The 26196-nt window shown below is 38.6% G+C and carries 23 protein-coding genes; 8 read left to right on the top strand and 15 right to left on the bottom strand.

Annotation, left to right across the window (positions count from 1 at the left end; translation table 11 throughout):
- Nucleotides 1-34 precede the first annotated feature (34 nt).
- Nucleotides 35-979, top strand: coding sequence for a tRNA dihydrouridine synthase (locus POD11_RS11785; RefSeq protein WP_262457273.1), 945 nt, complete (start codon nucleotides 35-37; stop codon nucleotides 977-979).
- Between the two features lie 78 nt (nucleotides 980-1057).
- On the opposite strand, the gene POD11_RS11790 is transcribed toward POD11_RS11785, so the two are convergent.
- The 7 genes from POD11_RS11790 to POD11_RS11820 all read right to left on the bottom strand — a co-directional run bounded on the left by POD11_RS11790 (nucleotide 1058) and on the right by POD11_RS11820 (nucleotide 10609).
- Nucleotides 1058-2011 (bottom strand): DUF6160 family protein, encoded by a 954-nt coding sequence (locus POD11_RS11790; RefSeq protein WP_262457274.1) that lies wholly within the window; start codon nucleotides 2009-2011, stop codon nucleotides 1058-1060.
- A gap of 161 nt (nucleotides 2012-2172) precedes the next feature.
- Nucleotides 2173-4584: a DUF6160 family protein gene (locus POD11_RS11795; RefSeq protein WP_262457276.1), complete on the bottom strand. Its 2412-nt coding sequence runs from the start codon at nucleotides 4582-4584 to the stop codon at nucleotides 2173-2175.
- Nucleotides 4585-4615: 31 nt separating this feature from the next.
- The gene (locus POD11_RS11800; protein WP_262445964.1) at nucleotides 4616-5341 is read right to left on the bottom strand and encodes a DUF6160 family protein; all 726 of its coding nucleotides are present in this window, start codon (nucleotides 5339-5341) and stop codon (nucleotides 4616-4618) included.
- A 15-nt stretch (nucleotides 5342-5356) separates the two neighbouring features.
- Nucleotides 5357-7450 (bottom strand): hypothetical protein, encoded by a 2094-nt coding sequence (locus POD11_RS11805; protein WP_262457277.1) that lies wholly within the window; start codon nucleotides 7448-7450, stop codon nucleotides 5357-5359.
- A 227-nt stretch (nucleotides 7451-7677) separates the two neighbouring features.
- Nucleotides 7678-9027: a hypothetical protein gene (locus tag POD11_RS11810; protein WP_224993293.1), complete on the bottom strand. Its 1350-nt coding sequence runs from the start codon at nucleotides 9025-9027 to the stop codon at nucleotides 7678-7680.
- A 303-nt stretch (nucleotides 9028-9330) separates the two neighbouring features.
- On the bottom strand, nucleotides 9331-9900 hold the full coding sequence (gene dcd / locus POD11_RS11815; protein WP_003653416.1) for a dCTP deaminase: 570 nt from the start codon (nucleotides 9898-9900) through the stop codon (nucleotides 9331-9333).
- 115 nt (nucleotides 9901-10015) lie between these two features.
- Nucleotides 10016-10609 carry a LysE family translocator gene (locus POD11_RS11820; RefSeq protein ID WP_016142072.1) on the bottom strand — a complete coding sequence of 198 codons (594 nt, stop codon included), beginning with the start codon at nucleotides 10607-10609 and terminating at the stop codon, nucleotides 10016-10018.
- A gap of 361 nt (nucleotides 10610-10970) precedes the next feature.
- Between POD11_RS11820 and POD11_RS11825 the strand changes: the two genes are divergently transcribed.
- Entirely contained in the window at nucleotides 10971-11537 is a 567-nt protein-coding gene (locus tag POD11_RS11825; RefSeq protein ID WP_262457278.1) for a DUF2062 domain-containing protein, read from the top strand.
- A 32-nt stretch (nucleotides 11538-11569) separates the two neighbouring features.
- Here the strand turns inward: POD11_RS11825 and POD11_RS11830 are convergent, their stop codons facing one another.
- From POD11_RS11830 to POD11_RS11840, 3 genes are all read right to left on the bottom strand, one after another.
- Nucleotides 11570-12442, bottom strand: a complete 873-nt coding sequence (locus POD11_RS11830; protein ID WP_262457279.1) for a 5'-methylthioadenosine/S-adenosylhomocysteine nucleosidase — start codon at nucleotides 12440-12442, stop codon at nucleotides 11570-11572.
- A 146-nt stretch (nucleotides 12443-12588) separates the two neighbouring features.
- Nucleotides 12589-13779 carry an iron-sulfur cluster carrier protein ApbC gene (apbC, locus tag POD11_RS11835; protein ID WP_262457280.1) on the bottom strand — a complete coding sequence of 397 codons (1191 nt, stop codon included), beginning with the start codon at nucleotides 13777-13779 and terminating at the stop codon, nucleotides 12589-12591.
- Between the two features lie 145 nt (nucleotides 13780-13924).
- Nucleotides 13925-14425: a hypothetical protein gene (locus POD11_RS11840; RefSeq protein WP_239967472.1), complete on the bottom strand. Its 501-nt coding sequence runs from the start codon at nucleotides 14423-14425 to the stop codon at nucleotides 13925-13927.
- 285 nt (nucleotides 14426-14710) lie between these two features.
- On the opposite strand from POD11_RS11840, the gene metG reads away from it, so the two are divergent.
- Nucleotides 14711-16774 (top strand): methionine--tRNA ligase, encoded by a 2064-nt coding sequence (gene metG, locus POD11_RS11845; protein ID WP_262457344.1) that lies wholly within the window; start codon nucleotides 14711-14713, stop codon nucleotides 16772-16774.
- Between the two features lie 87 nt (nucleotides 16775-16861).
- Here the strand turns inward: metG and POD11_RS11850 are convergent, their stop codons facing one another.
- The 3 genes from POD11_RS11850 to POD11_RS11860 form a co-directional block, all read right to left on the bottom strand.
- The gene (locus POD11_RS11850; RefSeq protein WP_410374408.1) at nucleotides 16862-17197 is read right to left on the bottom strand and encodes a calcium-binding protein; all 336 of its coding nucleotides are present in this window, start codon (nucleotides 17195-17197) and stop codon (nucleotides 16862-16864) included.
- Entirely contained in the window at nucleotides 17178-17366 is a 189-nt protein-coding gene (locus tag POD11_RS11855; protein WP_016142079.1) for an NF038215 family lipoprotein, read from the bottom strand. Before POD11_RS11855 ends, POD11_RS11850 begins: the two co-directional genes overlap by 20 nt.
- Nucleotides 17367-17528: 162 nt before the next feature.
- The gene (locus POD11_RS11860; RefSeq protein WP_002120398.1) at nucleotides 17529-18152 is read right to left on the bottom strand and encodes a LysE family translocator; all 624 of its coding nucleotides are present in this window, start codon (nucleotides 18150-18152) and stop codon (nucleotides 17529-17531) included.
- A gap of 178 nt (nucleotides 18153-18330) precedes the next feature.
- On the opposite strand from POD11_RS11860, the gene POD11_RS11865 reads away from it, so the two are divergent.
- The 5 genes from POD11_RS11865 to POD11_RS11885 all read left to right on the top strand — a co-directional run bounded on the left by POD11_RS11865 (nucleotide 18331) and on the right by POD11_RS11885 (nucleotide 23960).
- On the top strand, nucleotides 18331-18900 hold the full coding sequence (locus POD11_RS11865; RefSeq protein ID WP_239967468.1) for a TetR/AcrR family transcriptional regulator: 570 nt from the start codon (nucleotides 18331-18333) through the stop codon (nucleotides 18898-18900).
- Nucleotides 18897-20540, top strand: coding sequence for an MFS transporter (locus tag POD11_RS11870; protein WP_016142081.1), 1644 nt, complete (start codon nucleotides 18897-18899; stop codon nucleotides 20538-20540). Before POD11_RS11865 ends, POD11_RS11870 begins: the two co-directional genes overlap by 4 nt.
- Before the next feature lie 40 nt (nucleotides 20541-20580).
- Nucleotides 20581-21696 (top strand): HlyD family secretion protein, encoded by a 1116-nt coding sequence (locus tag POD11_RS11875; protein WP_262457281.1) that lies wholly within the window; start codon nucleotides 20581-20583, stop codon nucleotides 21694-21696.
- A 65-nt stretch (nucleotides 21697-21761) separates the two neighbouring features.
- Nucleotides 21762-22643 carry a 1-aminocyclopropane-1-carboxylate deaminase/D-cysteine desulfhydrase gene (locus POD11_RS11880; RefSeq protein ID WP_262457282.1) on the top strand — a complete coding sequence of 294 codons (882 nt, stop codon included), beginning with the start codon at nucleotides 21762-21764 and terminating at the stop codon, nucleotides 22641-22643.
- Nucleotides 22644-22760: 117 nt separating this feature from the next.
- Nucleotides 22761-23960 (top strand): NAD(P)/FAD-dependent oxidoreductase, encoded by a 1200-nt coding sequence (locus tag POD11_RS11885; protein ID WP_262457283.1) that lies wholly within the window; start codon nucleotides 22761-22763, stop codon nucleotides 23958-23960.
- Nucleotides 23961-23972: 12 nt separating this feature from the next.
- On the opposite strand, the gene POD11_RS11890 is transcribed toward POD11_RS11885, so the two are convergent.
- Both POD11_RS11890 and POD11_RS11895 read right to left on the bottom strand, forming a co-directional pair.
- Complete coding sequence (locus POD11_RS11890; protein WP_016142085.1) at nucleotides 23973-24143, bottom strand: hypothetical protein; 171 nt, start codon at nucleotides 24141-24143, stop codon at nucleotides 23973-23975.
- Between the two features lie 127 nt (nucleotides 24144-24270).
- Entirely contained in the window at nucleotides 24271-25977 is a 1707-nt protein-coding gene (locus POD11_RS11895; protein ID WP_262457284.1) for a mechanosensitive ion channel, read from the bottom strand.
- Nucleotides 25978-26196: the final 219 nt, after the last annotated feature.

A 26196-nucleotide genomic window follows, 5' to 3' on the forward strand; every position in this document is an offset into this window, starting at 1 on the left:
ACGCTGTTTTCGTTTTACTCAGGTGACACAGACTGTGAAACTCATACTCGCTCCAATGGAAGGTTTAACTGACCCGATCATGCGGGATACACTCACATCTGTTGGTGATTTCGACTGGTGTGTGACCGAGTTTATTCGCGTTACAGACAGTATTTTGCCAGACCATATTTACTATAGTTTTTGCCCAGAATTAAAAAATGACGGTAAAACAGCAGCTGGTACACCTGTTCATGTTCAGTTCTTAGGGAACAACCCAGATATGCTGGCAACAAATGCAGCAAAAGTTGTTGAATTAGGTGCACCTGCAATCGACCTTAATTTCGGCTGTCCTGCAAAAACCGTTAATCGACATCGTGGTGGTTCAGTACTTCTTGATGAACCAGATGTGGTACATCTACTCATTAAAGCTGTTCGAGATGCAGTACCTGCACACATTCCTGTTTCAGCAAAAATGCGTTTGGGTTATCTCGATGAAAACCACACCATGGAAAATGCCCATGCAGTTGAAGATGCTGGTGCAAGCTGGTTAACCGTACACGCTCGAACTAAAGCAGATGGCTATACGCCACCCGCTTATTGGGAAAAAATTCTGCCTATTAAAGAGGCTTTGAAAATTAATGTCATTGCTAACGGTGAAATCTGGACCAATGCTGATGCTAGGGCTTGCCAGCAACAATCTGGCTGTGAAGACCTCATGATTGGCCGTGGTGCGGTGACTACTCCAGATTTAACCCAATGTATTCGCCAAAATATGGATGAAGCACTATTTACTTGGGAACAACTCGTTGACTTACAAATTCGATTTTTAAACGGTCAGGCAAAAACAGAAATTGGAATGGTAGGTCGTTATAAGCAATGGTTAGGTATGATGACCAAAGCCTATCCACAAGCAAAAGAATTATGGGACCAAGTGAAACGTATTAAAGCTTTAGAGGAAATTGTTCAACAATTAGAACACACCAGATCAGACAATATTTAACTCGGTATAGCCATAAAAAAGAGGGCGATTATTTTCATAGTCGCCCTCTCGTATTTCAGGTTAAGCTATTTTTCTTTTTTAAAAGCCGCTTACTTTCATTTTAAAGTCAGTTACAGAAACGCCAGTGACACCAAAACTGCCCATTGAGCCATTAGGTAAATTATTAAATGTTGTTGTATTTTGGCTCCCTATATTTCCTAAAGTGACATTGTTAAGTGAAGCATCAAATTTACTAGATGCGCCTGTATTTCCAAAAGTTAATCCAGTCGAATCAACACCTGCATAAAACCCATCTAACACAAAACCGGTTGAGGTATTTGTTCCTGCAAATTTAAACCCAAATGTTGCACCTGTATTATCGGACACTAAAGTAATTGGACAACCCGCGATAGCAGAACAAATAGATTGAATTGCCCCACCAAATTTAACCATGACGGACTGCGCAGCATGGCCAAGTTGAATATTTAAGCGGGGTTTATTGGTTTGTACAAAGTTAATATCTAGATTTCCAGTAGAACGGATCAGTTCTTTTACACCCGTATTTACTGTCGTTCCCGAACTAAAAATTGATTTGGGTGCATAACTTGTTAATGCATAATCGGATGGGCTAGATAAAGATACACTTGGGGCTAAATAAACTGAAAAAGGTAAAAGTCGAATACCGTTTACATCATTCCCCATAGATATAGCTAAATTTAAAAACGGATTTCCACCACCAGCATCGGCATCCATTGCAATATTAAAAGAAGGATTACCCGATACAGCAGCCTTAATAAATTCTATGCCAGGAACTGGATTAGTAGAGTTTCCCGCAATGACAAAACCAGCTTTACTGTTATAAGACGTTGAGGCAATACCGTTAGTATCAATGAGAGCGACTTGATTAAATTTAACGCTATCGGCCTGAATGCCTAAGGTTAAGCCATTTTGGCCAGTCGCTGCTGCAAGGCTTTGATCATCCAAAGGTTGCATTGCAAAAACACTTGAACTACTGGCAAGTAGCAGCCAGAACCCTATATTTTTATTCTTCATGTCGCTCTAATCCTTAAGAGACAAACGCTTATTATTTGTTCAGACTATCAGAATAATATTCAAGTACAAAGCAATTATCTCTATAACCCGACGAATGCAAATCCAATCACACTAAAATAAAATTTATATAAAAAAGCAGCGATTAACGCTGCTTTCTTTAATTAGTTAAAAGCCCCATTTCTAGGCACAATACTAAAGCTACTATTTAAACGTCCACCAGTAATTGCAAGCTCACCTAAACGTGCTCCAGCTCCTGTTGAAGGCGGGTAGAAATTAATATCTTTAACACGTAATGCGCCATCAATACTCTTATCAGGGTTAAAATAAACCGCCGTATTTACCCCAACTTTACCTAAACCGCTTGTTGTATCTTTACCCACAACCAAAGCAGTATTAAACGCTAGCTTTCCGGTAATATTATCAAAGCCAATTGCAGAACCATCAATCGGATCACTAATTTGAACTGTATTTCCAGTTGCTGTCGCCGGCATTGTGAAATCGCCGAGTACAGTTAAAGCACTACCATCTGCAATAGAACTATTTGGAACGATCGATAAGTTAAGATCGCCACCTAAACGTAGTTTTAAACCAAATAAAACATCATTATTTTTGGCAAAATTATCGATAGGTGAAGTACATGAACCTGTCGCTGGACAAGTTTTATATTTAGCACCTGGTAAATAACCTGCTGCAATTTCTGTTGATAAAGCAAGTAGCATCTCTTTTAAACTAACATTTAGGCTACCATTTTCTAAACCAATAGTTCCATTGCCTTTGAGGAACATGTCGATATTACGTAAGCCCATGTAATAATCAGTAGGACTACCGCCATTATTAGCATTTGGAGAACCATCAATTAATAAAATTGAGGTTGTTTTGGTCCCAGTCGCATCACGTCCGGTAGTTCCAGCAGCAATACCAAAACCTAAACGCGAAGTCGTTCCAGATGTAGCCACAACATTTCGAACAGGCTTACCATTTGCATCTTTTGTATAATAATAAGCACTATTTGCAGGTGCATCTAAACCATATACAGCAGCGTTAGCATTCAAATTATAAAAAGGTAAGGCTAAGCCCCACTGGTTATTTGCACCGTTGTCTGCAAACTGATTGGCAGCAGCGACATTCGCACTTGTCGTAAAACGACCGCGTCTTGAAAATGCTTGAAACTCTGCTCCACGCATCGCAAGAATTAAGCTAAATGGATTAGTCACCGTATCACGATGAATATTATGCTGATAATCAGCAGCTGTAGTTAAAGTACCCGACCCTAAACGAATTGCATTTAAAGTCGCGTTGTTTGGCATTAATAACGTTTTTGTATCAGCGAGATTTAGATAAATATTTCCGCTGTCGAAATAACCGCGCGTAGCAGAATTAAGACCTGTTAAATTACCAAATTCGAACCCATAAGCATTCAGACCTGCTCCACCAATTTCTAACGTGGTTGCTTTACCATCTGAACCTAGCATTGAGTCATTATCTTTAGTGAACTCACCTTTCATACGAAAGGCAATTCCAGAATTACCTAAAATGCTATTACTTGAACTGGTACCTGAAGCGGTATTTGCCGTACCTAATATTGTTGTATCTGACGTACCATCCATACCACGGACTTGTAAATAACTATTTACCATACGTCCGCTAGCACCTAAACGAATCAAACCTTTTGCATTTTGTGGACTATTGGTTGCATCTAAAGCATAAGGATTAGTTTTATCGACATTGGAACTTAGCATGACCTCAATATTCAGGCCTGAATTAGTTACTTTCCCACTGCTATCTACATATGTACCTGCAGTTAAACCAGAAGCTGAATCTGCTACACGGTTAAAATCAACATAACCATAGGTACTATTCGGCGTTTGCCCTACGCTAGCGACGTTAGTTCCAGTATTTGTCTGTAAAACTACGCCACGAGTTGGGTCAATCAACATTGCCCCTTTACCAACAAAATTAAAGTTAAAATTTCTTAAAATTAATTGATTTAACTGGCTGCGCGCATCCACTTGACCTAGATAAATATTGGCATTATTAATACCGAGCGTCATGCTTGACTGACTATTTGCGTTAAATAGACCGTCTTGGGTGGTGAGTGCCAAATTTAGTGGAGAAGTTGTTTGAATAGCCAACTGCCCCATTGTCGGTGAGCAAGTAGCAGAGTTATTACATACTTTAAAACTATTTACAGTAATGAGTGATGGACTGCTTTGCATAGAAAAGTCGAGTCCAGTTTTACCCGTAGTTGGATTGCTCCCTACATCTAACCGATAATTTGTACTTAAAGGTTGACTAGATGCATTACTTTTTTGAACTTTTATCCCGCCTGCTTGTGCTCTTAAGACCTGATCAGCACTGCTAGATGTACCTGCATGATCATCCCAGTAAGCATTATCAATATTGATTTCATTGAACGTCGTTTGAATCGAAATTCCATCTTGTCCATTAACAGCACTCAAATCAGCATCTGTTAAAGCTTCTAAAGCAAAAACATGTCCGCTCACTAACAACATGCTGGTTGTTAATGCGTTTAAAATAAACTTTGAGCTGTGATTTTCTTTATTTTTTTTCATCACTTCAGTTCCTTTGAAATCTACATTAACCTTAACAACGAGGATGGCTGCCATCACAGCTAAAGACCATGACTTTTCCTTGAATAGCCAAGTTCCCATTCATCATCAAGCCCATAAAACCAGTTTCACGTCCATGGTCATATGCCGATGGTGTCGCTGTAGCAACTTGCTGGTTCGCACTATTAGCAGTCGCTGCATAAGTTGGCTTTTTGAAATATGCATAATCATACATATTTGCGCTCGACCCTTGCGCTGTTGTTGAGCTGGTAAAGTTATCTTGCTCAATTGATAAAGCATTAAAACCAAAGTTACGAATTAAAATTGGCTGTGCTGCACTAAAACTCAGTTGAATCGCAGGCTTAATCATTTCAGTATTGTTTTTATCCAAATACTTTAAATCAGCGCCATCCAAACCCATTTTTTGAATATTTAAAGTGCCTTGTACACCTTTAAATACAAGCCAAAGTTTATTACCACTATCACTATTTTCAGCCCAACCACTTGGTTTCGACGGATCTGCCTGTACAAAACGTTTGTTAATTGCCAACCCGATATGACAGAACTCTACATTCTCACAGACACCTCCACTACCGTTGTCAAATACACCGTTAGCCGTCTGGTTTAAATTAAGCATTAAAGATAAATCAGCACCTGCTTGGCCATTTATGGCCTGTAATGCATCATTATCTAAAGTTTGTAGCTCTGCATGAGTGACGGTTGCACAAAGAGCGAGGATTAAGGTACTTATTTTTTTCATATTACGCTCCTCCTCTTATAGGCCTTTAGTTGTTAATTTAAGGTGTTGAATTAATACACCATCAATAACAGCTGAACCTAAATTATTTATTGGGCTAGAATTTATAACAGGAGTTGGCGCCTGATTTAATGTTGGAAAAGTTGTACCTGTCATTCCATTATTAGCGCCAATTAAATTATTTACTTCGTTATTTGCTGCGGTTAACCAAACAGCTGAAGAGTTTGCCCAAACACGGTTTGCTATTGAACCATACATAGGCGTAGTTCCAGAAGTGCTACTACAACCAATAGTTGTAGAGCAGGTAGCATCAGCAGGCTTTGTTGTTGGAGCTAAAATTGCCCAAGGTGTAGAACCATTATTATATTCCCACTGATATAAATATCCTGTTGTACCAGCACCACAAATAAATAGAGTACAACTATAAGACTGAACCCACGTCTGAGTATTTACTCCACGTTGTTTATAATGCACTTCAGTCATCTGATTTGAAGAAGTTGTTCGTGAAACCGTACCAGAATTTAACTTACCAAATGAAATACCCACTGCTCCTTCATCTGTTGAAGCTCTTAGAGTTTTTCCACCATCCTCACTAAAGGCAGTACCAATGGTAATACTACTGTGTGTCGCATTATAGCCTTGGTAATTTTTACCGCCTAAAGTTAGTTGGTCACCACATTGATAAACATTACAAGTTGAGCCTTTATAAGAGGTATCCGCACCGCTATAGTCTGTATAAATTTGTTTATAAATTTCTGGCTTATTCGCAATACGGGCAATTTCTAAACTAAAGTTTTTACCATCAGAACCTAAAATCAAAGGCTGATATAAAGTACCTAATACAAGATTAATATTTGGGTTATAAAGGTAAACACCCTCGTTAGCATCAAAAGTAGGTGCTACGCCACCATTAATTGCAGGTGTAATAAGATTTCCACTATCGCTCGTTTCACGTGTACTCAAACGTAAAACTCCAGCATTCGATAAACCTGAAGCATCCCACGTTTTTGTGGCGGTTTTACTATCTGTACGTGTACGTTTTTCTACATAATACCGACATCCCGCTGAGGTACCAAAACTTCCTGTTCCACCATTATTACAATCACCTGTTGTGCTTGTACTTAATGTTGAATTGGCGCCTGCATGAATAAGAGTCCACGGAGAAGTAGTAGATCCCTCTGTTAGAGAACTCGTAGTAATAGCCTTAACATCCTTGCTGTCCCCGCTATTCAAACGTATAACTCCAGCAATCCCCAAAGTATTATTATAAAAAGGGCTCATGCCTCCACTAGTTGTGGCTCCACCTAAAGTTTGAAATACCTGTAAACGACTACCATTTAGACTAAAATTATTCCAAATCCCCTGTAGACGAAGACGATTTGCCCGTGTTGCATCAGTACTTGTACCAATTAAACCATTTGAGTCGCCATAATTAAATTGATCTGCTGCCCCATTTATTTTATTCGGATTTCGAACGAAGATATCGGACCATAGACCTAGCTTCAACTTATAAGCATCTATACCCGCCGTATCTTTTGTTCCAATCTCATATAAAGGCGCTTCCAAAGCTAGATAGGTTAATTGACAAGTAGGATCAGTCGCACCTGTACAGTTATTTGCACTAAAATTCGGCACTGAATTTTCAGTGGCAACTTTAAATATCCAAGGGTTAACAGCTGTACCCCAACTTGAAATTGCGGCAGCCGCATCAGTAGAGGCAATACGGGTGTTAGTATTATTATCAGATTTAGAAAGAGCTAAGCCATAAAGATAAATATCAGCTTTACCCACTGCACGGTCACCTGAATCAACCGAACCGTTTTTATTGGTGTCTGCCGAAGTCATACTTAATGGACCTACAGGTACATAATTGATATAACCCGTATCTTTAGTGCGGTCGGTTAAAATTTGGTTTGTAGTTTCATTCGCTCCAGCTCCACGAAATACCATATAAGTATTTTGAGGCAAAATAGCGATACCTTCACCAGTGGTTTCACTTAAACCTGCATCAGAAAGTTCTTCAAGAGCAAAACTTGGCTGGCTTATACAAAGCCCGATTAAACTTGCCAAAACGGTTTTTTGAAACCTTACCGTATAATTAAGTGTAGTCATCTTGACCTTCCTGTTTATACGATGCCGCGCACCATATTTATTTTTCTTTAACAATCCTTGATGCTAGGTGAATTTTTCCTTTTCCCCCTAGACTAGAAGGCAAATCTAAATAGATATTGCCAACCCTTCCACATTTCCATTATGCGCAATATTTGCACGAATGCAAAAAAAAGAGCTTAAAAACTTACTTTTCCGATGAATGCAAAATTTAAACTACACATTCATACTTAGCAGAACTTTAAACTTCCGTAGCAGTTTGGAGCAAAAGACTGGTTAGCCAATTGTAAATTCTGTAATTCTAGTACTGCTGGTCTCGCGTTTGATAAATCCCTTGTTCCAACATTAAAATCACCACCAATACAATTTACAGCCAAGAAACCACAGTTTAATGGATTCTGGGTTAATTCTTTGCTCACCTCAGTAAGGGCATCTCTAATAGTATCTGTTTTAATAACGACACTATTAGTCGGGTCAATTCGACCAATATCTATTGGATTTGATAACTCTAGCCACCAACCACGCATTGCTGTTGATACTGTTCCAGGCCAACGTATATCCTGTCCCTGCATCGATAATGATAATGGACTACCACTCAAATTAATTTTATGGATATAACCTAAATTTTCTAACAACGGCACTGTTACAGGTAAATTATTAATGGTCCCGCGAAGATTACCATTTAACGTAATTCCTCCAAGGATATCAACATCAGCTGCCAATGTACCCGACAAGTCAATCCCATTGACTATAGCAGAGGCTAATAAATTTACACTGCTCATCCGTTGTCCGGATACGATTGATTGTGGTAATGATAACTGTGCTTTTTGTGTAGGAGACAGTGTTATATCATAAGATTTAGTCTGGAAATCAAGATTAAATCCTGCTCCCAATGCAATTTCACCTCTAGCTTTACCTGTAATTGCCTGATTAACACCACAACCCGCAGGAGATGGATAGACGCCACAAGCAGGACTACCTGTTTGGGTAATGCGTGCAGCCTCAACAGTCGCCGCACCAACTTGGGGTGCTACTACCATATAACCACTTAAACTATTAATACCATTTGGTGTAGCTGAGTTTTCTGAACCAATAGTTAAAAGCCCCTCAACTGCTTCAGCACTCAAGCGAATACCAGCTACTTCACGAGTTGATGCACTATTTGGGTTTTTTATTGCCAATTCGAAAAAAGGATTTGTCAGTTTAGCATCGCTTGCCACCCGGCCCTCGCGTGTATCTGCTATACCACTTAAACTAACATTATCAAAATCAATATCACAGCCGCCTGCACCATTTACCCCACCACAACCTAACTGTAGTTTACGAATATTGGCATTAATTTCTAACTCGGCCTCTAAACCTAATTTATAAAATCCTACATTACTATTGCTATCACGCAATTTTTCCAGATTTGCAGAATCATTAGGTGCAATATAAGACATACTCATCAAGGCTTGGCCCCGAGTTGCTGATAGTTCCGAATCTGACATAGGAACTAATGTCGAAGCAGCATAAGCTGAAGAAAAGCATAAGCTTCCGAGTGTTAAGAGCGCTACTCGAAGAGACGTAAACTGTCGCATGGCCGACCTCCGTATCCGTGGGGGCATAATCCTGTTTAATTTCTTTTTATTTGGCCTATCTACATTTGATTATGTATTTAACTAAACATTATCAAAGAGAGCCTATATCTACTCTATTTGCTTTTAAATTCTGTGATACAGAGCAAAAAACAAATCAATCATTGATCATTTTATATCATTTTTTACAAAAGAAAACTGTCGTTTATCATAATTCCGATAAACGCTTCTCATAAAAATTTTATGTATAAAATTGGGCCACCTCAGTGACCCATCATTATCAAAACTATTATTCAGCTAAGAAAATTATGTTTTAGGAAGTGTAACACCTGTTTGACCTTGGTATTTACCACCACGGTCTTTATAAGAGGTTTCACATACTTCATCACTTTCAAAGAATAGCATTTGCGCTACGCCTTCCCCTGCATAAATACGTGCAGGTAAATTAGTCGTATTTGAGAATTCTAAAGTAACGTGACCTTCCCATTCAGGTTCTAAGGGAGTCACATTTACAATAATACCGCAGCGAGCATAGGTCGACTTGCCTAGACAAACAGTCAATACATTGCGAGGAATACGGAAATATTCAATTGTACGTGCTAGAGCAAAGGAGTTTGGCGGAATAATACAAACGTCAGATTCAATATCGATAAAACTTTTGTCATCAAAATTCTTTGGATCGACAATTGCAGAATGTACGTTTGTAAAAACCTTAAATTCACGGGCACAGCGTACATCATAACCATAGCTAGAGACCCCGTAGGAAATCAACTTTTCACCATTTTCATCAAAACGGACTTGATTCTCTGCATAAGGTTCAATCATGCCGTGTTTTTCGCTCATCTCGCGAATCCAACGATCAGACTTAATAGCCATGTATTTTCTATCCAAAAGGTAATTTCATTGATTGCGACGTACTTTAACGTAAAAAAGCAATTATGAAAACAACGCTTGAGCTACTCTTCTCGATAAGAATAGCTCAGCTGTACATTTAAAGGTTCAGTAAGGCAGAATAACTAATTGGAATTGAAAAGCTGACCAAAACAAGAGAGGCCGTTCTTTGTAAATTAGTTTGATTTAACCAACCCACTTTCTTAGATGCTAAAACCGATCCCAAGAAGATCCAGAACAATGCAATTGGGGTAATAAGTGCTAAATAAGCCATCATATGAATTAAATAAATATGAAAATTACTCCATGCAGCTACCGGAAAAATAGCTGAAGCAAAGAGTAAGGCTTTGGGATTTAATAAAGTTGCACAGAATAATTCACGAGCACGAATCGTAGGCTGATTTAATTCAACTTCTTGATTTGCCGTATGCCATAACTTAATGGCTAAGAAAATAATATAACAAGCACTCAATAGCTTTAGAATAGGCGGCAGCATTGGTAGTGTGCTAGACACTTTTCCAATCAACATTCCCCATGCAGAAATAGAGATCACGTAACCCAAAACTTCTGCTGGAATAAGTTTTACTGACTTCCTTAAACCTACTTGCACGCCCGAAGAAGCGAGTAGTGTATTGGTTGGACCAGGAGTAAGTAAAATTGTGGCTACTAAGCCAATAAAAAGCCATGAAATCATTGAATGACCTCACAATATAGTCATCTCAGATTAATAGATATCCTGTTACAAGGCAAAAGGTAATTGTAAGACAAAATTTTTAAAATTATTTTTACTATCTCAATAAAATTTATAAAAACAAATATTTATAAAATTATTTCAAAAAGTAGAAAAGAAAACTTTACGGTCAGTTGTGATGCTTTTCAAATAGATTACGCATTAAGTAACATAAGTATTTTTATTTTAAGTCTATTTTTCCATCAAAAGTCTTTATAATAAAAAATATATTGTAATGGTAAGTTTAAATTTTAAGCTTTTAATAAGTTTCAATTCTTATATTATTTCTGATTTTTTATATAGAGCACCGCGCTCTACTACCTTAATGATTATGGCAAAGCACTTTTTTCAATCTTGGCTTCCCTCCCCCGAGAAAGTTTCGAATATGAAATTTCTAAGGATTTTTGGTCAAAAGACCCTTAATCCTGTGCTTTGGTATGTCAATCGAAAATCGATTACACGAGCTGTTTTTGTTGGAACTTTTTTTGGTTTACTTCCTATTCCTTTTCACAGTGTATTTATTGTGATGGCGGTCTTATTATTCGAAGTCAATTTACCCATTAGCTTAATGCTCGCTTGGTTAAGTAATCCTCTTACTCTAGTTCCGATTCTATATATTGGTTTTTGGTTTGGTGCGCATATTTTTCATGTGCATATGATCAACAAGGAAATGTTACTAGGTGTATTACATCAAATTTCTCGCTGGATCACTCATTTCGGCCATGGTCATATTGATTTTAGTCTCGCGAAAATCTTGATGACAGGTCTAGTCGTAGAAGCTTTTGTATTTGCCGTTATTTTATATATATGCACAGAAATTTTCTGGCGTTGGATGGTCATAAAAAACTGGAAAAGTAGATATCGTCATAAAAAGCAAGAAGAGGTTTTATAAAAACCCCTCTCTTCTTGCATAAGTTTAAATCATCATTTTGGTAGTTTTGATTTCATATACTCTTCAGCCACATTAAGTACATACTCTTGGCAAGCCTCTCCCGTACCTGGGTCATAAGCTCCATTATTGGTAATATTATTAGATAAGATTCGAATACCGAGGAAAGGGACATTAAATTGACTTGCGATTTGTGCAACAGAAGCCGCTTCCATTTCCTCAACAGAAGTGCCATAACGCTGATGGAAAAATTGAATACGATCTAGCTCATTATTCCAAACATCTGCTGAACCAATCGTTCCTTCAACAACCTCGCCTTTATCATAACGAACTTTATGGGCCGCCATTAATAACTCTTGGTCACCTTCAAATTTGCGTATTGCAATAGGCTCTGGATCAGATTCATCTGTTGGCAAAACATCAAAAGCCTCATTCCATGTGAGTGAGTCTGAACCAGCACCTACTGGCTGTTTAGGCGTTCTAAATGCTCCAATATTGGTTGCATATTTTCCTAAAACAATATCGTAAACATGTAGATCTGGGTCGTGTCCACCTGCTGTTCCCTGATTAATAATCGCAATCGGTTTATAACGTTCAATAGCTAAAGCCGTCGCAGCAGCTGAGTTACTCATCCCCATACGGGTTTTCGAAATAATCATTGGATAACCGTTATAAGTCCCCTTCCAGAAGGTCCATCCCCCTACTGTTTCAACAGTTTTATTTTCTAGCTTTGAAGCCATTCTTTCTGACTCTACTGGCAAAGCACCCTGAATAATAATCGGCTGTAATTTCTGTTTTTGTTCCTGAACGGTTGGTGTTTGTGAGACGGATGAGTTGTCGTCATTACATCCAACTAAAAATAAAGCGCTACATAAACTGATTACGCCAAAAGCACATTTAAATTGCATTTTTCACCTGTTTCTTTGAAAAAGAAGCGTAAAGTAGCAATCTGCATGCCAATTACAAGTTTAGCTTTGTTATTAGGTTTCAGTAATTTAATTTTTTATTTTAATCAGATGATAAAAAACCCGACTTAAAGCCGGGTTTTAATAAATTAGAAAATACGCTTATCATCACGTGCACGCTGAGGAACTTTCTCAATCTGTTGCCACACCGCTTTAGCAATATCGATATAGCTATCAGCTGCGTCATCCATTACAACCACACTCGGTTTGCCCTGATCCGCATGTTCACGTATTTGAGCATTTAAAGGCAAACGGCCTAGCAATGGAATATGGTATTGCTCGGAAAGCTTATCACCACCACCGATACCAAAAATTTGCTCTTCATGCCCACAGTTTGAGCAAATATGAGTCGACATGTTCTCAACAACACCTAATACCGGAATGCCAACTTTATTAAATAATTCAATGCCTTTAGTCGCATCAAGTAAAGCAACATTTTGTGGCGTAGTCACGATGATTGAGCCAGTCACTGGAATACGCTGTGCAAGCGTCAGCTGAATATCACCAGTACCCGGCGGCATATCAATCATGAGCACATCTAAATCTGGCCAAAGCGTTTGGTTAAATAATTGCATTAGAGCGCCTGTAGCCTTCGGTCCACGCCATGCAACAGGTGTGTTGTTATCGCCAGTAAGATGCCCAATAGAAAGTACAGCCATACCATAAGCATCTAACGGTACAAAGTTTTCACTTTCAATAAGTGGCGTTTTACCTGCATTGCCTAGCATTGTCGGAATACTTGGGCCATAAATATCAGCATCCAATACCCCAACTTTAAGTCCCATTTTTTGCAAGGCAAGTGCTAAATTAACAGTAGTTGTCGATTTACCAACACCGCCCTTTCCTGATGAAACTAAAATAACATTCTTAATGCGAGGATGAAGTGGAACATCTCTCTGTTGCGGAGCAGCTTTTTGAATCGGTGGATTATTTGGATCAGGTTCTGATTTAGGTGAAGCATCAAGTACAGGAGGTAAGTTCGAACTTCCTTGTGCAGGACGCTTTTGTTGAACTACGTGTAAGTTAAGTTCTTCTATACCGCACTTTTCTAATGCACCAGCTAAGTCATCATGGATTTGCTGCAAATGCTCTTTTTCATCAGGAAATGTATTAATCGTAAGTTGTAACACACGACCCTGAACTTGGAGCTGGCTAATGCGATCTTTTAAAGCATCTTTTGAATGCGGTAATAAATAATTCTGGAGTACGGTTTGGATTTCATCTTCTTTCACTTCTTGTGCGGGTGAAAAAACGGACTTTAATGAAGAAAGCCAAGACATATTGTTTACTCCAAAAACAGATCATTACAGCTTAATGGAGATAGTGTAACAGTATTGCTCCGCACTCGCTCACCTTGGGATGAATAATTACTAACTTCACATCTCATCTTTTAGGTAAGGAGTACGGATTTTAGTTTAAAACAACTTATTCAGCAGAATCATGATTCTTTAGCTTGTTTAATTTATCGGTTGCCGTTTTCTTTAACTCATCAAGTTTTGCCGTTGCTTGAGTTTTCAACTCATCCAATTTGGTAGCAGCTTCTTCCTTTAATTCCGCAGCTTTGGCTTTAGCATCGTCAAGTTTATGGGCTGCCTCTGTACGTAAATGATCAAACTTGTCTTGTAGAGTATGCTGAGCATCCTCAAGTTTGCCTTTCAAGTCGTTTGCTTTATCTTCAAGAGCCTCTTTACCAGAAGCTTGCTTCTCTTTTACATTTTCCTTTAAATCGTCCAAAGCTTTTTCACCTTGTACTTTTGCATCGGCTGCTTTTGCCTTTAATTGGTCTACTTTATCTTCAACTGCTTCTTTACCAGCAGCTTGCTTCTCTTTTACATTTTCTTTTAAATCATCCAAAGCTTTTTCACCTTGTACTTTTGCATCAGCCGCTTTTGCCTTTAATTCGTCTAATTTATTTTCAGTAGTCATCGTTGTTATCCTCATAGTTAATTAAAAAAATTACTTGAATAAGTTATTAGTTATACATCGTTATGGCTTATTTTCTGACCGTAACTGCAATTTGAAACAAAGACAATACAGGAAGATTCAAATATTTTTTGATTTGTTTATCTGTTCTAAAGAGAAACATTTCTGAGCAAAAATCTATTTTAGTCGAAACCTCTTACGCCAAGCCCAAGATTATTAATCTTTGCTTATCTCTGTGCATCAGTTAAAATCTTCCACCTTATAAATACGAATGAGAGAATGAAATCCGTGCGTAAAATTTTAGTCACTAATGCCCTCCCTTATGCTAATGGTCCAATTCATATGGGTCATTTACTCGGTTACATCCAGGCAGATATCTGGGTTCGTGCCATGCGAGCAATGGGTCATGATGTGACTTATGTATGTGCGGATGATGCTCACGGTACTGCCATCATGCTACGTGCCGAAGCAAATGGTATTAGCCCAGAAGAACAAATTGCGAATGTTCAAAAAGAACACATCCGTGATTTTGACGGTTTTGGCGTACATTTCGATCATTACGATTCAACGCATAGCGATGCTAACAAAGCACGCTCAACAGATATTTATATTAAGAATCGTGAAGCTGGAAATATTGCAGTTCGTCCTGTAACTCAATTATTTGACCCAGAAAAAGGTATGTTCTTATCTGACCGTTTCATTAAGGGTACGTGCCCCAAATGTAAGTCAGAAGATCAATACGGCGACTCATGTGAAGTCTGCGGTACCACTTATAATGCGACCGAGTTACTTAACCCTCGTTCGACTTTAAGTGGTGCAACACCAGTTGAAAAATCATCAGATCACTACTTCTTCAAACTTCCTAACTTCGCTGAATATTTGCAGAAATGGACCCGTGATGAAGGACGCTTACCTGTTTCGATTGCAAACAAACTTGATGAATGGTTTGAAGCTGGTTTAGCAGACTGGGATATTTCTCGCGATGCCCCTTATTTTGGTTTTGAAATTCCCGAGGCCCCAAACAAATATTTCTATGTTTGGGTAGATGCCCCAATCGGTTATATGTCTAGTTTTGAAAACTACATCAAAACTAAACGCCCAGATTTAAACTTTGATGATTTCTGGAAAAAAGATAGCCAAAACGATGTTTATCACTTTATTGGTAAAGACATTGTTTATTTCCATGCTTTATTCTGGCCTGCAATGCTTGAGGGCGCGAACTACCGCACTCCAACTGGCTTGTTTGTAAACGGTTTCTTGACTGTAAATGGCCAAAAAATGTCTAAGTCACGTGGTACTTTCATTAAGGCCGAGACTTACTTACAGCATTTAAACCCAGAATATTTACGCTATTACTTTGCTTCTAAGCTTTCAGATAAAGTTGAAGACTCTGACTTGAACCTTGATGATTTTGTTCAAAAAGTAAATTCAGACTTAGTTGGTAAAGTTGTCAATATTGCTAGCCGCTGTGCGAAGTTCATCAATAGCAACTTTAACAATACTTTATCTACTGACTGTGCAGAATCTGACCTAGTACAAAGTTTTATTGATGCAGGTGACTCAATCGCGGCTGCTTATGAAGCACGTGAATTCTCTACAGCTATTCGTGAAATTATGGCGCTAGCTGACCGTGCAAACCAATATATTGACGAGAAAAAACCTTGGGCACTTGCTAAACAAGAAGGTCAAGAACAACAAGTTCTTGATGTATGTTCGGTTGGTATCAACTTATTCCGTCAATTAGCTGTGTACTTAGCTCCAGTTCTGCCAACTTTAGCTCAGCAAGTTCAAGATTTCTTAAAACTTGAAAGCTTCGATTTCGAGTCACGTAAACAAGTTCTTTTAAGCCATGAAATTGCGCAGTTCCAACCTCTTATGCAGCGTGTTGATCCAAAAGCTGTTGCAGCTATGGTTGATGCTTCTAAAGAGTCTTTAGGTGCTCCTGCTCCACAAGCAACTAAAGCAGCGAAAAAAGAGAAATCTGCCGAGAAAAAAGCAGCTCCTACTCCAGCAGTGGGTGAAGCTGAAATTATTGGTATTGAAGACTTCTTAAAAGTTGACTTACGTGTTGCTCAGGTTGTTGAAGCAGGTACAGTTGAAGGCTCAGATAAATTACTTCAACTTACTTTAGACGTTGGTGAAGCTGAACCACGCAATGTATTCAGTGGTATCCGTAGCCAATACGCACCAGAAGACCTCAAAGGCAAATTAGTCGTGATGGTTGCTAACCTCGCACCACGTAAAATGCGTTTTGGTATTTCAAACGGTATGGTACTTGCTGCTGGAAATGGTGAAGGTATTTTCATTATTTCTCCAGATAGCGGTGCAAAACCTGGCGATAAAGTTTCTTAATCTAGATTCATAAAAAAGCTCCCTAAATTGGGAGCTTTTTATTTTGAATATCTAAGTTTTAAACAAGCACAAATAAACAAATTTAAATTACGACCATCGCCACCCTTCACAAGGATTATTAAACAAAACATGTATGTTTCCTAATTCCTCATTTGTTAAATAACCATTCTTATTTTCATCCAAATAATTAAATAACTCTGTTTGCTTGTTTTCACCTTGAAAGCGTTTATCGCTCGGCCAGTTGTACGGATAGAAATCTTCAACCCTTTGAAATTCTTTTAAACTATACATTCCATCATGATTTACATCGTATTTTTCCTGAAAAAGCTCCCAATCTAAAGAGGCAGGTTCGCAAGCACTTACCACATTAAAAATGCAATAAATGATACAACCTACCAATAACTTAATAATTGGATTGCTCACGATTATTGGCTTGTAAGTCGGAAATCTTATAGTCTTTTTCGTGCACAGGTGTACCAACAATACTCATGGTCCGTTCATTTGCTGGTTGCTGCTTGCTCATCGTTCTCATCTCACATCCTGTAGTTAAGATGAGAAAAACTACAGAAATGCTCACCATTAGTTTTTTCATAACGTGATCCTCATTTCTTTTTGTTTTATTTATTAAGTTACCACTTTTTAAACGTTTAAGTGCCAAAAAAGATATTTTAATTTGTATATATTTTACGCAAAAATAAAGCCAGACTTTAATTGTCTGGCTTTTTATCTTTTAGATATTTTAATTAAACTTTATTTACTTGAAAAAGATAAGCTTTAAACCTAGTAGAGTAACAATACTCCCAGCAACTCGATCAACGCCAGTTTTTGCTTTCAAATACATTTTTCTAGGTTTTTCTGAAGATAACAGCATTGCCACACATGAGTACCAACCAGCATCAATCATAAAACAAATCACTGGTAATGCGACGTAGTAATAATTTGGGATTTCTTTTGGCAACAAGGCAGTAAATACACTGGCTAATACAACAGCGATTTTTGGATTACTTAACTGGGTAATTAAGCCATATCGATATGCTTGTTTATAAGTCATTTTCGATTTGCCGTCGTTTTCCATCGCAATAGGTTCTTTGGCATGTTTAATAATTTTAAAAGCTAACCAAAGCAAATAAAGCCCACCACCAATTTTTAAAATTAAATAAGCAGAAGGTACCGCCAATAAAACTGCTTGTAATCCCATAACTGCTAATAAACCAAAAAGAGCTGCGCCAGTCCCCGTTCCTAATGCTGTAAACAACCCATGTTTACGTGATTTAGAAATTGAATTTTGTGCTACATAAATAAAGCTTGGCCCAGGACTTATTGCTCCAAGCATCAATGCCATAGCAATTGAAAAAAGAGGAATAAGGGACTCAAACATTGTATTGACCTAGCATCATGCAATTGCGCGGTATTCTAACAGCTTTTTATGACGCATATAAAAATAGCGAAGATATAAATGATGAAAATTGAATTTTCATGTTTTTACAATTTATATCTTCACAACGGACAAAAATGTCCGTTAAATATATAACCTTTAAAACTCTTCAACCAGTGACATGAGTAAACGTCAAAAAATTGCTGCCCAGAATCGGGATGAATTACTCAATGCAGCCGAAGAATGCTTTCGCATTCATGGTATTAACGTCCCTCTACAGGTTGTAATTGATCATGCTGGTGTCGGCAGAGCAACGTTCTATCGTAACTTTGGTGATCGTAAAGCTTTAATTAGCGCCCTTTTAGAACGTGCGATTACACAGTTAGAGCAAAAAGCAGCTTATTTTCAACAATTCGAGGATGGCTTATTTCGTTTAATTGAAGGACATATTGGACAACTTCCTAAGCTTGCAATTTTGCAAGATTTTTGGAGAGTGATTGATCGACAAGATCCAATTATGTTAAAAATTTATGAACGGCGGAATAATGCACTTAACCCACTGATTGAAAATGCGATAGAACAAAAATTGTGCCGAGCTGATCTAACTGCTGATGACTATGCAATGGTCACTGCAATGTTGGGTTCTTCATTTCAAGGACATGAAACAGAAGAACAGACTCGCTTAGCAAAACGAGCAATTGAATTACTGTTTCAAGGTATTCAAATACAAAAAATTCGAGGGATAGAATGAGTAAAACGCCTCGTTATTTAGAAACACCACCCGACTGGACGCCAGAAGAACAACCGACTTTACCAGGTTCACCGGCAGCTATTGCACATTCTGTACCTAAACGGTTTATTTATTTTTTTATCGGTTTATTTGTCGCTCTTTCAGCAAGCTTAAGTAATGGTTTTATTACGGCGAATTTACCTTTAATTCAAGGTGAGTATGGACTGACGCCTTCCGAGGCTGCTTGGCTACCTGCGGCCTATGTTATGGCAAACGTTAGCTCAAACCTGATTTTATTCAAAGCCAGACAACAGTATGGACTGAGAGTATTTTCAGAAATAGGACTCGTGATTTTTATTGCGGTTCTGGTCTTACATATTTTTGTGCATACCTATGAAATGGCGCTATTTGCTCGGGTTGTGGCCGGTTTAGCTGGCGCGCCACTGAGCTCATTAGGCATGTATTACACCATGCAAGCTTTTAAAAAAGCAGACATGGCAAAAGGAATATATATCGCCTTCGGCTTTCAGCAACTCGGCGTACCATTGGCTTGGATTATTTCTCCATTTCTTGTAAATACAGACAGTTGGTCTGTTCTATATACATTTGAGCTCGGCTTAGCACTTTGTTGTTTAGCCATGGTTGTTTCATTGAAGTTACCACGTAGCTTACGAATTTATGTTTTTGAGAAGCAAGATTTTTTTACCTTTGCTTTACTCGCTCCCGGCTTTGCCTGTTTATGTATTGTGCTCACACAAGGCCCAATTTTATGGTGGTTTAATAGCCAGTGGCTTGCTTACGTATTAATTGCAGGTTTTAGCTTAGTTGTTCTTGGGTTGCTCTATGAACACTATCGTGCCAATCCATTAATTATGACGCGTTGGTTAGGTGCTGCTTCAACCTTACGTTTCATTTTTGGTGCTTTTGCTATTCGGCTTTTAATGTCAGAACAAAGCTATGCAGCGGTTAACTTCTTAAAAACAATGGGGATGGGTCCAGACCAATTTGTTCCACTCTATGTTGTCATCTTGGTAGGAATTTTAAGTGGAACTCTTTTTAGTGCCCTGACTTTTTCACGCGAAAGGATTATTTTTCACTTACTTTTTGCAGAGTTTTTAATTTTAGTTGCCTGTGGACTAGATTATCACCTAACCAGTGATGTCCGACCTGTGAATTTCTTTGCAAGCCAATTTTTAGTCGGCTTTGCTGGTGGTTTATTTATTGGCCCATTACTGCTTATTGGCTTTGCACAGACACTTGCTAAAGGTCCATCTTATGTAGTCACCTTTATCGTATTATTTTCTGCAACCCAAACTTTCGGTGGTCTTGTCGGGTCTTCATTCTTTTCAACCTATCAACAACATCGTACGCAAAACTATCAAGCCGAGATAATTAAAGATTTAGAACAAGCAGACCCTCTAGTCGCTCAAAGACTCTCTACCTATCAACACAGTGCATCAGTTACTACGACTGACCCAGCATTACAAACCGCTCAATCCATGCGTTCGCTTAATCAAGTGGTCACTCGTGAAGCCCAAGTGCGTGCCTACAATGATGTAATCGCATTAAACGGTATTTTTGCTGTCGCACTACTCTTGTGGGGTGGTTTTAATATTGCACGAAGTAAATATTTACAACGTAGAGGAATTAGCCGTCCTTAATGGCTTTCATTATTGATGAAATAGAAATTGAGATTGATATATGTCAGATGATCAAAACAAACCGGAACAAACCCCTGCTCAGGCACCTACCAACGAGCCAACACCTGCACCTGCAAGTAAACTGATTCCGACAAAACGCTCAACTTTATTATGGATGTTAGGTGTTCTTATTGTCGGTATTTTAGTGATTTTATGGGCATGGAGAATCGGACCTTTCGCAACGAGTGTTCAGCAAACTGACAATAGTTATGTAAAAGGTAAGACAACGATTTTATCGTCACAAATTAATGGCTACGTAAAGGATGTAGTTGTTAAGGACTTTGACCATGTCAAAAAGGGTCAAGTCCTCATGCATATCGATGCCACTACTTACGACCAAAAAGTAGCGCAAGCGGCCTCAGGTGTTGAACAAGCTAAAAATACTTTAGCCAATCAAACCCAGTCCATTGCTCAAAAACAAGCTGATATTGTGGCTGCACAAGCCAAAGTTGAACAAGTTAGAGCTCAATATGATCTCTCTTTAGCCCAACTTAGACGCTATCAACAGTTAGGAAATAGCGGAGCGGCCTCTAAATCTGAACAAGATAAAGCTGCTGCAGATGCTGAAAATAACCTTGCAGCACTTAAACAGGCAGAGGCTAATGTTTTAGTTGCCAAAGAAGCGCTTAAAACGGCACAAGTTGCAGAAGCAGGTTTAGAAGCACAAGTTTCCAGCGCTAAAGCACAATTAGATCAGGCACAAACTACCAAGGACTACAGTGTCATTGTTGCTCCAATGGATGGACAACTTGGTGAGGTGAACCCTCGTGTTGGGCAATATGTAGCAGCAGGCTCCCAATTACTCTACCTCATCCCACAGCAAACTTGGGTAATCGCTAACTTTAAAGAGACCCAAATTGCTAATATGCGAATCGGTCAAAAAGCATGGTTCACAGTCGACGCCATGAAACATAAAAAATTTACAGGGCATGTTGAACAAATCTCACCTGCCGCGGGTTCTGAGTTCAGTGTGTTAAAGCCTGATAATGCAACAGGAAACTTTACCAAAGTGGTTCAACGAATTGCGGTACGTATTACCATTGATCCAAATCAGGAAGGAATGGAACATTTACGCCCTGGCATGTCAGTGGTTACTTCTGTCGATACAAGTTCGTAAACAGCTTTTTAAAGCTCTATTTAAAAAGCTACAATGTGATCAATCATTATTTTTCTCAATTTCTAATGTTTGATCACATTGCCCAGCCTATCTCCTGCCAACACATTGAACTCCCCTCATCTGTTCATCTCGACATTAAGCGATTAGATTTAGTTCATCCTCAAATTTCGGGTAATAAGTTTTTCAAATTGAAATACAATTTGCTTGCTGCAAAACAACAAAATTTATCAAGTATTTTGACTTTTGGTGGGGCTTATTCCAATCATATTGCCGCAACTGCCTATGCAGCTCATCTTTTTGGTTTAAAAAGTATAGGCATTATTCGTGGAGAAGAGTTAGCTGACAAACCTCTTAATCCAACCTTAGCAAGAGTCCAAAGCTTAGGAATGCAGCTACATTTTGTCTCACGCCATGAATATCGATTACGAGATGATGCCAACTATCTTCAACAGTTACACCATCAATTTCCTGAAACTTTCATTATTCCTGAAGGCGGTACCAATGAACTGGCAGTTCAAGGTTGTCAGGAAATTCTCAGTCAAAGTGATTTAGAGCAATATGATGTAATTTGCTGTGCAGTCGGAACTGGCGGAACGATTTCAGGGCTCATTGAGCGAAGTGCATCGCATCAAAAGGTTTTAGGATTTTCGGCTTTAAAAGGTGATTTTTTACAACAAGAAATTCGGCTGTGGACTAAAAAACAAAATTGGTCGCTCACAGATGCATACTGCTGTGGCGGATATGCAAAAACCTCACCCGAGCTATTGGCATTTATAGAAAATTTTGAAGAGCAGCATGCCGTACCACTGGAACCGATCTATACGGGAAAGATGATGTTTGGTCTGTTTGATCTTATAAAAAATAATTACTTTGCTGAGGGAACTCGCATTCTGGCAATCCATTCTGGTGGTTTACAGGCAGATATAAGAAATAAATCACATCAATAACTTACTTATGTTCAGGTCGTATTATTCCCCACAGCGGTAAATGTCTTTAGCATGACTAAGGCTCGGCATGATAGTATATGCCCCTTTTAAATTTTCACGATTAATCGAGAATCTCTTATGTCTAACAGTCATGTCGATGTCATTGTCTTAGGTGCAGGTGCTTCTGGACTCATGTTGGCCGCACATGCTGCTAAACGAGGACGCTCGGTTTTAATTTTAGAAAAAGCCAATAAAATTGGTAAAAAGATTTTAATGTCAGGTGGCGGTAAGTGTAACTTTACTAACTTGTATGTAGAGCCTGACAACTATATTTCTCACAATCCACACTTTGTTATTTCTGCCCTATCACGCTATAGCAACTGGGACTTTATTGGTTTGGTATGTGATTATAAAATTGCTTATGAAGAACGAAAACACGGACAGTTATTCACGCTAAATGGGGCTAAAGAAATTTTAGAAATGCTGGTGAGTGAATGCAATAAAACCAACAATGTTGATATTCAAACCCAATGCGAAGCTGTCCAGATTGATCCATTAGAACAAGGCGGTTTTACTGTACACACAAACCAAGGTCGGTTTAGTTGCGAGTCATTAGTGGTGGCTACAGGGGGCTTATCTATTCCGACTCTCGGGGGATCTGGGTTTGGCTATGAACTGGCACAAAAGTTTGGACATCAGGTTTACCCAACTCGTGCAGGTTTAGTGCCATTTACCTTTTCAGATCATATTAAAGAGGTCACTACACGCCTAAGTGGTAATGCTTTAGATGTGACCCTCAGTAGCTCGAAAAATAGCTTTACTGAAGCATTATTATTTACGCATCGTGGTTTAAGTGGACCAAGTTCTTTGCAGCTTTCAAACTATTGGAACTCGGGAGAAAGCTTCAAAATTGACTTTTTCCCAAGCCAAGATTTAGCAACTTATTTAAAAGATAAAAAGAAATCGCAACCCAAAGTTCTATTACGTACCCTTCTTAGCGAGTTTACCGCGAAAAGTATTATCCAAGAGTTACAGCAACTCATCTGGAGCGAGCAGAGCGAAACAGCGATTGGTAATATCAGTGATGCACTGTTAGATCATATTGCCGAGCAACTACATGGTTTTACTGTCAAACCATCAGGTACAGAAGGTTATCGTACTGCCGAAGTTACTTTAGGTGGAGTGGATACAACTGAAGTATCTTCCAAAACAATGGAAAGTAAAAAGCAAAAAGGACTGTTTTTTATTGGCGAAGTACTTGATGTGACTGGCCACTTAGGAGGTTATAACTTCCAATGGGCTTGGTCTTCCGCTTATGCAGCAGCACAATATGTTTAAATGACATAGAAGCTAATTTGATGCTTTCGAATCATTTGATGAATTTTCAGAATTACGCGTATGAGTTGTTGTCTGTTTTGATGAATTAGATTTGTTAAAGACAAATTTATAAGCACTTGCTAAAAAACCTACGGTAATTCCCGCAATGACAATCGGTGCTAAAAAACGACCTGGTTTCTTCATCGTATTTTCCTCACTTATTTGTTTTTATAACGGCCAAAAAAGGACGACCACTCAATATAGAGTGGTCGAACTTATCACAAAAATCAAAGATTTTTTGTACTGTTTATCTGAAAATTAGTTTCATCTACTAAATTTCGTCATTTTCTCCAGTAGAACCAAACGGTTTATTTACTGGTGGTTGTGCTGGATTTACTTGCGCAGAATCAGCGGGTTTTGCGTCAGATGACACCGTTGAAGGTGAAGTTGTAGTAGTTGGTGCAACTGTAGATGTTGACGAAGTAGTCGTTGCAGATGAACTACCAGCAGATGGAGTGCTCGTAGCAGTATTAGTAGAAGGTGGTTGATACAGAGGATTTGGTTCATTCGCTTCTTTTTTAGCTTTATCTAACAAATCACTCAATAGTCTTTCAGCTGGTTGACGACCACCTAAACCAAATGCAAGAGCGAAAGCAACTGCAACTGCGCCTAGAGTTAAACCAAATGCAAGATTAACGATTGAATCCGCAATACCCATCGCTCTTAAACCAAGCGCAAGTACTAGACCAATAATTAGCACACGAACTAAACTACCCAACCAACGCGAGCTATTATATTCACCACGTTGAACTACGTTTGCCACAACATTGGCAAGCCAGAAACCAATAACCAAGATTACTGCGCCCAATAGAATGTTTGCACCGAAATGGATAAACATTGCGATTAGACCACTAATCTGATCGAAACCAAGACGATCCGCAGCTTCAGAAACTGCAAACAGCATCGTAAAGAATACAATTAGCCAGCCAACTGCATTAGAAACTTTAGTTTCACCTAAAAAGCGTTGTACATCTAATTTTGCAGGAATTTCATCAACACCTGTACCTGCAATTAATTCAGCGACTAAGCGGCCAACAAAACGAGAAACAATATAAGCAACCAGTAGAATTAAACCAGCAGCAATAATATTTGGAATTGCCTGCAAGATTTCATTGAGCATTGCTGTCGCTGGCTGAGAAATTGTCTCAATGCCTAAAGCTTCAAACGCCACAATCAACGTGGTAATAATGATAATTGCAAAAACAAATGAACCTAAGAATTTGCCTACGTTAGAGCTTTTGAAAAGACCAATTTTTTCAGCTTGAGCCTGAACACCTAAGCTATTTACCAAACCTTCAACAATACCGCGTACAATTTTTGCCAAGATATAACCAACAAAAACGATAACGCCAGCAATAAAGATATTTGGTAAGAACGCTACGGCGTCATTTACCATATTTTGAACTGGAATCAGTAAGCCTGTTAATCCTAGTATTGAAAGAACAATCGGAAGGAAAAGTAACAATACAAGCCAGTAAAGAATTTCACCAATATTTTGGCTAATTCCACCTACACCCACTTCGCTGCTTAACTTATCATCGAGTTGAGTTCGCGATAAGACATTGGTCACCCCTGCTCGCACCAGTCGAGCAACGATCCAGCCAATAAAACCTACCACAACAGCAGCAATAATATTTGGAATATAGACGAGTACCTGATTCACCATATTGCTGAACGGGCCACTTACTCCACTAATGTTAAGCACATTGAGAGCTGCGACAACAGCTAAGATTAAAATAAACCAGAATACGACTTTTGAAATAAGGCCTTCTATATTTGGAGTACGCCCAGTCGCTGAAGATAATTTTGCATTGGTATTTACTTTTTGCAGAAGTTTTTTAACACCTGCCGCAACCAATAAAGCAATTATCCAGCCTACCAATAAGATGACGATTGCAGCTAAAATAGGATGAAACTGATCCCAGTAATACATCGCATCAAACTGAGCGCCGCGAGGCCCATCAAAAAATTCATTCATATTGTTATGTCCTCAATTGTTATGTTCTTTTCAGTGCTATCAATAATGAAAAACACTTTTCGTTGTTAAAAATGACGATGAATGCGGTCTATCTCACCTTATGTTTTGAATATTTTCTAATCAACACAGTTCTGCATAAATACAACAAATTGATGCAAAAGGTTGCAAAAAAAGCCTTCAGGTCACGTCCTAAAGGCTTTCTATAAAGATATACTGGTT

This window comes from Acinetobacter sp. P1(2023) (genome assembly GCF_028367635.1).
Classification (GTDB): domain Bacteria; phylum Pseudomonadota; class Gammaproteobacteria; order Pseudomonadales; family Moraxellaceae; genus Acinetobacter; species Acinetobacter pittii_E.